Raw genomic sequence first — 12712 nt, forward strand, 5'->3', positions numbered from 1 at the left:
AAAAGGCTAAAATGAATTTAATTTTTTTAGGCGGACTTACACCGTACGGATATGGATTTTTAGGATTGCTCCTCTTGTCTTTTTTGCTGGCTTATTTTTGGCTCAAGTCTTCTGGTAAAAAAGACGGACCGGGTTGTTTTCCCCTTGGAATTACGACACTTATTATTTGGTTTATAGGAATGTTTCCTGCTTCTTTTACCTTTTCGATTATTGAAAACGGTAATGAAATCGCTAAAACAGGAGCACTTATTTTTTGGATTTTAGTCCTGGGTTTAATGGTATATTTTCGATTTGCAAAAAATACAGTCCATGTAAAAAAACTCATTTTTACATTTTTTAAATACATTCTTTACCTGATATTTCTTGGCTTGTTTTTGACGCTGTTCTTTGGAATGGGGTACTATATTTATTTACGCCTTTTTACAACAGAAAAAAATAACGACCCGATTTGGGTGGCATTTTTGTGCATCTTTTTTGTTGCGTCACTAATTCTGGCTGTTTTTGGGCTTTTGAGTAAAAAGAAAGAAGAGGAGAAAAAGGAAAAAACCACTTTCTATAATTTGGATAAAGCAAAATTAAAACCTGAATTGGTTACAGAGCTCAATTTGTCAAATACAAAATTAAAGCTGTTTCCTCAGGAAATTTTGGAATTCAAAAACTTAAAATTTCTTGTTTTAAGCCATAATCAAATTACCGAAGTTCCAAATGAAATCAATAAATTGCATAAACTTATTGGTATTGATTTGAGTAATAATCCAATTTCAGATAGAGAAAGAAACCGTATTAGAAAGCTCCTTTCTAAAGAAGTCGAAATAGTATTTTAAGGAATTCTGTTAAGGGATATCCAAATATAGCACTTGTAATGATGAATGAATTTTTTACATTTCTTACCCAGAATAAGGCAGATGGCGGACTGGTTATCTTTTTGATGCTTTTCAGCCTGGGAATAGCCCTGTTTCAAACTGTAATTTTTTCGGGCCTTTTTAATTTCAAATTTTCAAATTGGCTGTTTTTTGTATTATGTCCATTGCTTGTTGGTTTAAGTTTTCTGGTTGATAATACATATCCTTTTGCTGTTATTTTATTTTTATTTGTCTCTGTTTTTTTATTCGGAATTATTGGAATGATTTATTCGGGTATTCGAAGCAGTAAAGAAGAAAAAGCAGAAAGGGAAAAGTTCAACAGAATTCATAATATTCAAAAAACACCGCTTAAGGATAAACTCCTCGGTTTTTTTGTTTTAGTATGTATGCTGGCTGCTTTTTATTGGCTGGCTGAAACAGAAAATTTAAAGCTGTTATTTTTAATCATTCCGGGTTTCATTTTGGTTAGTTCTATTTTCTTTCCAAGTGGTAAAAGTAAATTTTTTAGAATGCAATCTATTTTGCCTACTTCAAAAGTTGATGCCATTGCGATGGGATTAGTGGAAATCGAAGGAGAGCTGGAAGAAATAGAACCTATAATTTCGCCTTATTTCAATAAACCTTGTATTGGCTATTCTTATAAAATCGAAAAAGAGAGTCCGCGAGATGATGATGGCAGAACAACTTATTCTACTATTTTTAGTGAAGTTAAAACCGGTAAGTTTAAAATAAAAGATGAAACCGGGTCTGTTACCGTAGACGGAGAGGGATTAAGCTACTATTTTGACAGAATTGATAATCAGTCTGGTGGGAAAACGAGGTACACCGAAACGTATTTAAAGAGCAATGATTATATGTTGCTTATAGGCTATGCGGAATCAGACAATGGGAATGTTATCATTACAAAAGGCATTTCTGATAATGTGTTTGGAGTTGCTGTTCCCAGAAACATTTCATTCAGAAATAAATATAAGCCGCTATTAGATTCTTTTTTAGCGACCTTATTCTTTATTTCGCTTATACTCATTTATATCATCTTAAATTAAATAAAATATGACTGTTCAAAACATAGCATTAATTGCCGGAATAATTCTGCTTATTGTCTTTTTTAATTTTTTTATCAGAATTTACAACAGGCTTGTTATGCTGAAAAATAACAATGAAAAAGCATTTCGAAATATTGATGTTATTTTGATGCAGCGGGCAGATGAAGTTCCTGAACTGGTCAAAGTAGCCTCTAAATTTATGGAACATGAAACCGATATGCTTACAAACCTAACCAGATTAAGAACAGATTTCCTGAATGCAAAAACAGTAGAAGAGAAAATTGATAATGCAAATGAGTTTTCTAAAACAATGAAAAACTTGTTTTCGGTTTCGGAGAACTATCCAACACTGTTGTCAAATAATAATTTTGTGGAGCTGCAAAAACGGGTTTCACAAATGGAAGATAAAATTGCAGACAGGCGGGAATTTTTTAATGATAGTGTAAACCTTTATAATGTGGGAATTCAGGAGTTTCCTAATTTTATTCTGGCGACAATCATTGGCTATAAAACACAACCTTTATTTGATGTTACACCAGAAGACAAAAAATATGACGGGATTCAATTTTAATACTTTTTTCGGGTATGAAAGCACTATTAATAGTTTAGGAGATCAGGTTTTAATTTATGGTTTTGGCAGTATTATTTTTGGTCTTGTAGCTTTAGTATTTATTGCCATGATCCTTCGAAAGCTTGGTTTTAATGCTGTAAATCGCTTTTTTGTTAATCCGTTTATGTTATCCCTGGGATTAACATTGTTAGTGTCGATTTTACCAACTATTGTTTTCTATGTTGTGGCTTTAGATGTTTCTGCCGTAAAAATTATTTACAGCTGGATTACGATTTTTATTGGAATGTTTTTATTTGTTTTATTTAACCTGGAAACTATAAAAAGTTTTTTCAGGGAGTTTGGTAAAATGAGTGAACAGGAAGAGTTTAGAAATCGAAAAAGATAAGTAATAATTCCGCTAAATAGTATAAAGAAAGGCTTCCGAAATTTGGAAGCCTTTACTTGTAAAATGAAATTTATTTTTTAATAATGGTTTGATTGAATGAACCCTCATTAGTATAAACCTTTACTAAATAAGTTCCCGGAATGAGTTGGCTCAAATCGATACTCTCATTGTTCTTTCCGGCACTTTTAACCAATATGCCAGACAAATTATAAATTAAAATTTGTTCTGTTTTTTGACTTGAATTTGATAAGTATAAAGTGTTAATTACCGGATTTGGATACAAAATTATCTTTGCAGATTCAGTGGTTTCGACTACTTGTTCAGGTTGAGACATTCTGGCTGTACCACTGCTGTATTTTGTACTTATATAAAATAAATTAGCGACAGATCCTTTGGTTATGGTATGAGAACCGGAAGCAACGGAAGCTGTAACGATTCCGGCAGAAGCAGTGTAGGAGACATTGTCTACCTTAATGGTTCCTGTAAAGTTCGAATCGAAAACTAAAGTCAATGTTGAAGCACTTGTGGTGGTGTAGGTGATTGAAGTGCTTGATTCGATTTTTAAGCGTTCTGTTAATGTTAGTCCTGCATATGTTACAGATCCGGGTGTAGAATTCATGTTTCCGGAGATCGTATAGAATGAACTTGTTTTACCGGAAGTGGTAAAATTGTGAATTTGATCTGTGCCGGGATTGCTTGTTGTTACTGTAATGGTTCCTGATCCTGTTGCTGCTGTTCCGGTTCCAATTGTAGCAATAGAATAAGATAAAGTAGCTGTTGGGGTGCCTGTAATAGTAATTGTTTTTGCGGTTGTATTTTTCACAAAACTAACTCCGGAAGCAGGTAATCCGGTTACTGTTGCGTCTGTTGCAGTTCCTCCCCAGGTAAAAATGATTGAACTAATGGCCGTTCCGCTTGATACGGTTTGGCTTTTGTTTGTTGGTGCTGTTAATGTCTGGCTTCCTGCCGTTGTAACTGTAATGGTTCCTGATCCCGTTGCTACTGTTCCGGTTCCGCTCGTAGTAATGGAGTAAGATAAAGTTGCTGTTGGAGTTCCGGTAATTGTAATTGTTTTTGCTGTTGTATTTTTTACAAAGCTAATTCCGGATGCTGGTAATCCTGTTACTGTAGCATCTGTTGCACTTCCGCCCCAGGTAAAAACTATTGAACTGATTGCTGTTCCGCTGGTGACCGTTTGGTTATTATTAGCAGTAGAAGTAAGTGTCTGACTGCTTGCAGGAGGATTTCCTTCGCCTTGTACGGCAACCAATGACCCGGTATAGTTGGTAAGTGCAGATTTTAAGGCCGAAATCACTGTTGATGAAGCATCGTCTACAGAGTTTGTAAAGGTCCATTTTAAATCTCCTCCTGAAACACGTCCTGCATATTGTGTTACTTTAGTTTTTGCAGTTGCAGGTTGTTCAATTACTAAATTTTTGACATATAAAGCAGTGTTGGTATCAAAGTTATTATAGCTGTTTGCCCCGGATTTAGATTTAACATTACTGCTGACAACCTCACCTCTTGAAGAGGCTACGTAAGCATCAAAATCTGTTGTAGAGCTAATTTTTCCTGAAATGTTGTATAAAGGATTTGTATCGCCATACGCTACAAAACGCATATTGTTTGTTGCAATATCTGCATCAAAAGTATTGTTGAACGCCTTGATAGATCCTCCTGCCTCGCCAGAGAAAGTTCCCATAGTTCCGGCATTATTTACCTGATTGGCTTCGTCCCAAATGTCTGTTCCTTGTAGAGAAGTCATCATGGGATGTTTGCTGTTACGGAAATAATTTCCTTCTACAAAAAGTGATGATCCCATAGTAGATCCGGCACCATATTTTGCAACACCATCATAATAATTGTTATAAATATGAGCTGAATAATAGCGAACACGAGGATGGCGCGAATCTGAATGATCAAACCAGTTATGATGATAGGTAATGTATAAGCCTGTAGTAGTTCCCTCGCTTAATCCTAAAAGACTTGCTTTTCCATTATCCCAAAAGTGATTGTAAGACAGCGTGATGTAAGTAGAAGATTTGTTGTCAAGTGCCCCGTCACCTTTTATCTGGTCAGCATCACTACCTGCATTTCCATAAAACAAGTCGCAGTTGTGAACCCAAATATGATCATTATCTTGTTGCATTCCAACATTATCCCCTGCGGTACTGTTGCAATTCATGAATCCAATATTGCTAACCTCAATATTTGAAGCTGATTTAAGGCGTACACCCCAACCATTAGCAACAGCGTCAGTTCCTACACCTTCTATGGTTACGTAACTTGAGGCATTATTTGAATTTTCAATTACCACATCTCCGCCTTCCATCACAGTCATATCAGTAATATTTCCGATCAGGCGAATAATAAACGGACGTGTATCTTTTCCTTTTTTAATGGCATACAGAATGTTTTGTAAACCAACGCAAGGATTTGAGCTTGCACCTGTAATGTCCATGGATATGGTATTTTTGGTATTTTGAGTAATGTAGAGAATTACAGCACCTGTTTTTGGGGTTCCGTCAGCATTATAACCACCCGGCACACGGCCGCTGTCAAAAGCAAAACCGTTACGGTCCTGAGCTAATACTGTTAAACTTCCTGTAGTAGATCCTGTTCCTTCGGTTCCTGAAATAACGGGCTTTACCTTAATGGTATAAGATCCGGCTTTTAATCCGGGAATATCAGCTCTGTAGTAAGAGCCATAACTTCTAATAAGCTGATCATCAATTTTTTTGTCAACAAAACCATTTCCGGTGTAATAAACATTATAGGTTTGAGCACTGCTTAAAGGTTGCCATTTTACAAATGCTGATTCTAACCAGCCCGAAGATTCGTTAATTTGAATTTGCTGTGCCCAGATTTGAAGACTGACAAGCAAAAAAGCCAGAATAAGTAGGTTTTTTTTCATAATAAGTGGTTTTTTAGTTAATAAAGTTTTTTGTGGTTTTTTTAAATCGAAATTACCTGGTCAATTGTAATCGATTGCACAAAAATATATATTATTTCCTAATTGTGTAATTTTTTGTTGATAAAAATAAAATAACAATAAAAAATTAAGCTTTAAAATGAGTATTATGTAATAAATTACACTAAATGCAACTTATTACATAATGTAAGAAAACTGCGTCAAGTCTGGTTTTACTGTATTTTGTCAGTAAAATAAATAGAGTAATTTTTATGAATTGACTTCAAAATGAAGTATTTATATTTTTTTTTGCGGACTTTGTTTAAGTAGGAAAAAAGCTGTTATAGATAACCGCACAAGGATACATTTTGATAGAATTATTCATTTAAAATGAAATTTAAAATCAATTTAGCACCAATTAGAAGATGATTTTTATGAGGTTTAAAAGTTATGTTTTAATTAAAGCAAAACGAGATTTGAGATTCGGGAAAGTAATTTCAATTTTAGAAATAAAAAAGGCTTCCAGAAGGAAGCCTTTGATGCATTTGTCAGTTATTACTTTTTTATAATTTTCTTAGTAACTGTGCCTTGATCCGTTGTTATCTTCACTATGTAATGGCCGGCTGTTAAATGACTCAGATCTATTGATTCGATATCTTTTTCGACTGTTTTTATTAACGTTCCAAGAAGATTATAGACTTCTACTTTTTGAGCATTATCTGCAGAAATAAACATTTGATTCGTAACCGGATTTGGATAGACAATTAATTTGTTGGTCTCAAAATTTTGACCTAACCCTAAATTTGTGGTATAGGCCGTTTTCATGTAAAATAAATTTGCGGTATCTTTTTTAGCAATAGTATGATTTCCGGCCGGAACACTAATGCTAATAATTCCTGCAGTAGCAGTATAATTTGTACCATCAATTTTTGCTGTTCCTGCTGCTTCTGCAAAAACAAGTGTTAATGTACTTGCCTGAGTTGTGGTGTAGGTAATAGTGGTGGCTGTTTCCATTTTTAAACACTGCGTTAGTGTTAAATTATTATAAGTAACAGTTCCTTTATTCGTTGCCAGATTTCCTGTAATAGTATAAAATGTACTGGTTTTTCCTGATGCAGTGTAATCATGTATCTGATCTCCGGGAGCTGGAGTGCCGGTTCCTTCTAATGTAATGGTTCCTGTTGCAGTTGCTGGCGTTCCGCCTGAACCACTTGTAGTTATTGAATATGATACACTGGCAGTGGGAGTTCCTGAAATTGTAATTGTTTTACCTGGAATGTCTTTTACGAAAGTTATTCCAGATGCAGGTAATCCGGTTACGGCTGCATCTGTGGCGTCACCGCTCCAGATAAAAATCATTGGCTCAATTGCTGTTGCGGCGCTAACAGTCTGATTGTTGTCAGTGTCTGTCGAAAGTGTCTGACTGCTTACAACGGCAGGTGTTTCGCCTTGTACCGCGACAAGTGTAGAAACGTAATTAGTAAGTGCTGTCTTTAATGCTGTAATTACGGTAGAAGATGCATCTTCAGTGGCATTGTTAAAAGTCCATTTTAAGTCGCCTCCTGAAACACGTCCTGCGTATTGCATTACTTTGGTTTTTGCAGCAGCAGGTTGTTCTACTACAAGATCTTTTACATACAAAGAAGCATTTGTGTCAAAGTTATTATATGTATTAGCCCCTGAAAATGATTTGACAGTCGCCGGAACCTGATCTCCTCGATTTGTTACTACATAAGCATCGAAGTCTGTTGTTGAACTGATTTTTCCTGATATGTTGTAGAGAGGGTTAGTGTCGCCGTAAGCTACAAAACGCATATTATTAGTAGCTATATCAGCATCAAAAGTGTTGTTGTAGGCTTTTATAGATCCTCCCGCTTCACCGGAAAAAGTACCCATAGTGCCCGGATTGTTTTTTTGGCCGGCTTCGTCCCAAACATCTGTGCCTTGCAAAGAAGTCATCATTGGATGTTTGCTGTTGCGATAGTAATTGCTTTCTACAAACAAAGAAGATCCTAGAGTGGCACCTGAGCCATATTTTGAATTCCCGTCAAAATAATTGTTATAAATATGAGCTGAATAATAACGAACACGCGGGTGGCGGGAATCGGAGTGATCAAACCAGTTGTGATGATAGGTGATGTATAAACCAGTTGTTGTTCCTTCGCTTAAACCCAGTAAACTTGATTTACCACTATCCCAAAAGTGATTGTATGAAAAAGTAACATAGGTGGATCCTTTGTTGTCCATTGCGCCATCTCCTTTAATCTGATCTGCGTCAGAACCTGCGTTGCCATAAAATAAATCACAATTATGAACCCATACATGATCGTTTTTATCTTGTAAACCAACATTATCCCCTGCGGTACTATCGCAATTCATAAATCCAAGATTGTTTACTTCAATGTTGGATGCTGATTTTAGTCGTATTCCCATTCCATTTATCACTGCGTCATTCCCGACTCCTTCTATCGTAAGGTAACTGTTTGCGTTATTGGCATTTTCAATTGTAATATCACCGCCTTCCATTACGGTCATGTCGGTAATGTTTCCTATCAATCGAATGATAAAAGGACGTGTGTCTTTTCCTTTTTTTATTCCATATAAAATATTTTGTAAACCAATACATGGATTTGTACTGGCTCCGGTGATGTTCATTGAAATTGTGTTTTTTGTATTTTGTGTGATGTAAAGAATTACAGCGCCGGTTTTTGGAGTACCGTCAATCTTGTATCCTCCTGGAATTCGTCCGCTATCAAAAGCAAAACCATTTCGATCCTGTGCCAAAACTGTTAAACCTGGTGTTGTTGTTCCTGTGCCTTCTACAGTTGCAGTAACAGGTTTTACGGTAATGGTATAATTGCCCGCTGCCAGTCCCGGTATATCAGCGCGAAAATAAGAACCGTAACTGCGTATTAATTCATTGTCTATTTTCTTGTTGGTTTGGCCTCCTCCGGTATAATAAACATTGTAACTGTCAACCCCTGAAAGAGGGGTCCATTTTACAAAAGCAGATTCCAGCCAGCCTGAAGATTCGGTAAGTGTTATTTGCTGAGCGGCTATTTGTATGGTTGTAAATAGTAAAATGAGGTAAAGTAGTTTTTTTTTCATAAGTGGTGTTTTTAAGGTTGTTTAGTTTGTGGTTTTTTGCAATCTAAATTTCAAATTGGTTAATTTTAAAATTGTAATCGATTACACAAAAATATATATAATTTTTGAATTCTGAATATTTTTATAATTAAAAATGTATAATATAAAAAAAAGTAGGTTTAATTATTGAATATGTAATAAATTGCATAAAATGTAATTTATTACACAATACTAAAAATGTGGTACTGACAAGTTTTTAGGAAGAATTTTTCCCTGTTTTCAAGAATTAGAAAAAAAGGGCACTTTAAAGTAAGTTTATTGAAGTGCAGAAATTTTTTATGCTGTATTTGAAAGAAAAATTACATAAAAAGATATTCTTCCAGCTTACGAATAATTTATTGTATTAATAAAAATGATTCTTTTGGGCAGCAGCCGGGGAACCATTCAGGAGAAGTAAAAATGCTTAATAGTATAAAACTTTAAGAAATAAGTGTCATTATTTTAAGCCTTATAAAGGTAGGATCTGGTGAAATTATTTTAGGAGAATTTCAAAATACGGCATAAAAAAAGCCTTTTTGAAATTCAAAAAGGCCTTTTTTTATGTTGAAAGAAAATTATTTTTTGGATAATTTGGATAAAAGTCGAAGGAATTCAATATACAACCATACTAATGTGATCATGAGTCCCATGGCACCGTACCATTCCATAAATTTTGGCATTCTTTGCTGCGCTCCTTTTTCGATTAGATCAAAATCTAAGAATAAGTTCAAAGCAGCAATGATAATCACAAAAACACTAATTCCGATACTCATCATCGAGTTTCCGTAATGAACAGGAGTAAAGCTGGTAAACATAGAGAATAACCACGAAATTAAATAGTAGGTTGCAATTGCCAAAGTTGCAGCAATTACAACTGATTTAAATTGTTCTGTAACTTTAACAATTTTAAATTTATACAATCCAAGGCAAACTAAAAATGTTACCAAAGTTGCTCCAACGGCATTAATTACAATACCAGGGTACATCGCCTCAAAAATGGCGGATATTCCTCCAATAAACAAACCTTCAAAAAAGGCATAACCCGGAGCTAAATAAGGAGAATATTGTGGTTTAAAAGCTGAAATTACTACTAAAATTAGTCCAACAATTGCACCACCCATTGCAGGGATCATCACATTCATTTGGTTAAATGCCATCCACCATGTTACCATTGCAGCACCGCACAAAATTAAAAACAAAATAGCTGTTTTATTAATAGTGCCTGATACAGTCATGTCCTGATTGTAATCAATAATTTGTGCCTGGTGTACTTGTTCCGTTCTTGAATTAGCGTTTGAAGAAAAACGCTTGTTGCTTAAAAATGGATTATTTGAATTAAAGTTCATAATGTAATTGGTTTTAAAACTCATCAAATATAATTGATATTTTTTGATGTGCCCTTAATAGTATGGAATTTTTAACAGTTCAGAATATGTTTTTCATTTTTATGATAAAGCCAATTTTAAAATTTAGATTTTATTTTCGGTTTGAGAATTTAAGAGCATAGTCATTACTATTGAAAAAAGAATTACTAAATTAAAAATTGATCGACAGCCTCAATAATTTGATCTATTGTCATTAAAATTCGCTTACTGTCATCACGATTAAGAATAAGAAAATATTGTCCTTCTAGCGGGGATACAATCTCAATAACTTCGTTTTTGTAGTTAGTGATCTCTAAAAATCCATTTTCAACACCGTTAATTTCTTTAATTTCATTGATTAAATATTCATAATTCAAAATTACAGGATTTTTGTTGATAGTGCCGCTTTTTGTTTTTGGATTACTGAAATATATCTTTATTTTAGGAACGCCCTTTCTTTTCCAATCCTGCACAGGAGTGGTTCGAATATACATCTCCCGGAGTTCCTCTTTTGATTCGTTACCTGAAAATTCATATTTATGGATAGGAATACACCAGATAAGGTTTTCTCGTTCTTTGTCAAAGATTCCCTTTAATTGAGAATGACAGGTAGGTGGAACCAACAGTACGTCTGAAAAACCATATTTGTTTGATGGAATATGATTTTTTGATATTCTGGTCAAATCAATTTGATCGGGAAGACTTTCAAACAGATAATTGGCAAATTCATCGTCTCTTAAGTTGAACGATACTAGTATAAAATCTAAATCTTGCGGATTTTCGATTTTAATATAATTATTAATAGTTTTCGCCGGAAGCTGAAAAGGACATAGAAAAAGACCCTGATTGATGTTTTTAATTTCTCCGACTCGTTCTCTTATATTGTTTTCTGTAAGCATAAATAATAAATTTAATATAATGATTACAAATATAGTAATTTATGTAATATTATTCTTTATTAAAAAAATGCTTGTTATTTAAAATAAAAAAGCCATCAATTAATATTGACGGCTTTTTTATAAAATATAAAATTATTTTAATTCAATAAATCTAAAACTAAAGAAGGGAATAGACCTAATGCAATATTTAAAGTGATTGAAATTACTGCAACGGCATAAATAAGAAAAGGTTTTCCTGTACGCTCCTGGTTTGGTTCTTTAGAATACATGGCTAATATTAATTTAAAATAATACCCCACACTAATGATAGAATTTATAACAGCCACAATTACTAAAGCAATATGTCCGGCCTGAATAGTTTGATTGAATAAGAACATCTTTGCGAAAAATCCGGAAAAAATTGGGATACCGGCCATCGACAACAATGATGCAGTTAATATGGCAGCTAACAGCGGGTTTGTTTTGCCTAAGCCGTGAAAGTTTGTAATGTCTTCATTATCCTGGTTTTTGCAAACATATAGTATAACGCTGAAAGCAGCGATACCTGCCAGTGCATAAGCTGTTGTATAATACAATAAAACTCCTGCTGAAGTAGCTACAGTTAGCAAAGTCATCAACATAAAACCGGCATGTGATACTCCTGAAAATGCCAGCATACGTTTTACATTAACCTGACGTAATGCCATTATATTTCCAACAGTCATAGAGGCAATCGAAATGATAACGATAATATTTTCAAAAGTTCCTAAAAGATCCTGATTGTCCAGTGATGGTACTAAATTTAATCCGGCAACTAACTTATAAAGAGTTGCAACTGCAACTACTTTTGCCAGTGTGCTCATCAATGCAGTTGTTAAAGCAGGAGAACCTTCGTAAACATCCGGTGCCCAGAAGTGAAACGGAACAGCTGCAATTTTAAACAACATTCCTATAATCATTAAGATCATTCCAATAGGAAACCAGATTGGTAATTCTGCTGATAATGAACTTTCGTGAATTTCAGCAACATCAAAACTTCCCATTGCACCATAAATAAGACAAATTCCAAACAGGATAATTCCTGAAGCAAAAGATCCCATCAGGAAATATTTCATACCCGCTTCATTGCTTTTAATGTTCAAACGTTCGCTGGCCGCAAGCACATATAAAGCGATTGATAAAATTTCTATTCCTAAGAAAAACATAGCTAAGTTTCCAAAAGAAACCATTGCAACAGCTCCCGCTAAAAGAAATACTTTTATAGCAACAAAATCTGAGATTTTTGTTGGATGATTTTCATAAAAATTATGGCTTAATGCTACCAGGAAGATTGTTAGAACAATAAACAATGATGAAAATGCAGTCGAGAATTTACTCACTGTAATCATATTGTTGTAATAACTTGCTGTTAATCCAAACTCATAATAGTTAAGTGCCAAAACCCCCAATAATCCAATAATGGTAATTGGAACAATGGCTTTTCTTAAATTAAGAATTTCAAACAATAGGCAAAAAATACCCAGTCCTGTTATTGCTATTAATGTATTCATTTTTGTTTTTTTGATTTA

At 34.3% G+C, this 12712-nt stretch carries 9 protein-coding genes; 4 read left to right on the forward strand and 5 right to left on the reverse strand.

Translation table 11 applies throughout. From position 1 onward, the window contains the following. Nucleotides 1–11 precede the first annotated feature (11 nt). From ACHRWY_RS05640 to ACHRWY_RS05655, 4 genes are read left to right on the forward strand one after another with little or no spacing between them, the layout of a single operon-like run. Complete coding sequence (locus ACHRWY_RS05640; protein WP_395353269.1) at nt 12–824, forward strand: leucine-rich repeat domain-containing protein; 813 nt, start codon at nt 12–14, stop codon at nt 822–824. A gap of 38 nt (nt 825–862) precedes the next feature. Then, a complete protein-coding gene (locus ACHRWY_RS05645; protein WP_395353270.1) occupies nt 863–1909 on the forward strand; it encodes a hypothetical protein in 1047 nt (348 codons plus the stop codon). Between the two features lie 7 nt (nt 1910–1916). Then, nucleotides 1917–2480 (forward strand): LemA family protein, encoded by a 564-nt coding sequence (locus ACHRWY_RS05650; RefSeq protein ID WP_395353271.1) that lies wholly within the window; start codon nt 1917–1919, stop codon nt 2478–2480. Next, nucleotides 2461–2865 (forward strand): hypothetical protein, encoded by a 405-nt coding sequence (locus tag ACHRWY_RS05655; RefSeq protein WP_395353272.1) that lies wholly within the window; start codon nt 2461–2463, stop codon nt 2863–2865. Before ACHRWY_RS05650 ends, ACHRWY_RS05655 begins: the two co-directional genes overlap by 20 nt. Before the next feature lie 70 nt (nt 2866–2935). On the opposite strand, the gene ACHRWY_RS05660 is transcribed toward ACHRWY_RS05655, so the two are convergent. The 5 genes from ACHRWY_RS05660 to ACHRWY_RS05680 form a co-directional block, all read right to left on the reverse strand. Next, nucleotides 2936–5779, reverse strand: coding sequence for a T9SS type A sorting domain-containing protein (locus ACHRWY_RS05660; RefSeq protein WP_395353273.1), 2844 nt, complete (start codon nt 5777–5779; stop codon nt 2936–2938). A gap of 552 nt (nt 5780–6331) precedes the next feature. Then, nucleotides 6332–8884 (reverse strand): T9SS type A sorting domain-containing protein, encoded by a 2553-nt coding sequence (locus tag ACHRWY_RS05665; protein ID WP_395353274.1) that lies wholly within the window; start codon nt 8882–8884, stop codon nt 6332–6334. Between the two features lie 593 nt (nt 8885–9477). Continuing rightward, nucleotides 9478–10248 carry a Bax inhibitor-1/YccA family protein gene (locus ACHRWY_RS05670; RefSeq protein ID WP_395353276.1) on the reverse strand — a complete coding sequence of 257 codons (771 nt, stop codon included), beginning with the start codon at nt 10246–10248 and terminating at the stop codon, nt 9478–9480. Between the two features lie 185 nt (nt 10249–10433). Continuing rightward, nucleotides 10434–11165, reverse strand: coding sequence for a hypothetical protein (locus tag ACHRWY_RS05675; RefSeq protein ID WP_395353277.1), 732 nt, complete (start codon nt 11163–11165; stop codon nt 10434–10436). Between the two features lie 137 nt (nt 11166–11302). Next, nucleotides 11303–12694 carry an NADH-quinone oxidoreductase subunit N gene (locus ACHRWY_RS05680; protein WP_395353278.1) on the reverse strand — a complete coding sequence of 464 codons (1392 nt, stop codon included), beginning with the start codon at nt 12692–12694 and terminating at the stop codon, nt 11303–11305. Between the last annotated feature and the right edge of the window lie 18 nt (nt 12695–12712).

It is taken from the genome of Flavobacterium sp. FlaQc-48, from assembly GCF_044007335.1.
In the GTDB taxonomy this organism is placed as follows: domain Bacteria; phylum Bacteroidota; class Bacteroidia; order Flavobacteriales; family Flavobacteriaceae; genus Flavobacterium.

Excerpts from the sequence above, each read along its gene's own strand:
- ACHRWY_RS05640 (WP_395353269.1), top strand. The coding sequence starts at position 12 with ATGAATTTAATTTTTTTAGGCGGACTTACACCGTACGGATATGGATTT.
- ACHRWY_RS05645 (WP_395353270.1), top strand. The coding sequence starts at position 863 with ATGATGAATGAATTTTTTACATTTCTTACCCAGAATAAGGCAGATGGC.
- ACHRWY_RS05650 (WP_395353271.1), top strand. The coding sequence starts at position 1,917 with ATGACTGTTCAAAACATAGCATTAATTGCCGGAATAATTCTGCTTATT.
- ACHRWY_RS05655 (WP_395353272.1), top strand. The coding sequence starts at position 2,461 with ATGACGGGATTCAATTTTAATACTTTTTTCGGGTATGAAAGCACTATT.
- ACHRWY_RS05660 (WP_395353273.1), bottom strand. The coding sequence starts at position 5,779 with ATGAAAAAAAACCTACTTATTCTGGCTTTTTTGCTTGTCAGTCTTCAA.
- ACHRWY_RS05665 (WP_395353274.1), bottom strand. The coding sequence starts at position 8,884 with ATGAAAAAAAAACTACTTTACCTCATTTTACTATTTACAACCATACAA.
- ACHRWY_RS05670 (WP_395353276.1), bottom strand. The coding sequence starts at position 10,248 with ATGAACTTTAATTCAAATAATCCATTTTTAAGCAACAAGCGTTTTTCT.
- ACHRWY_RS05675 (WP_395353277.1), bottom strand. The coding sequence starts at position 11,165 with ATGCTTACAGAAAACAATATAAGAGAACGAGTCGGAGAAATTAAAAAC.
- ACHRWY_RS05680 (WP_395353278.1), bottom strand. The coding sequence starts at position 12,694 with ATGAATACATTAATAGCAATAACAGGACTGGGTATTTTTTGCCTATTG.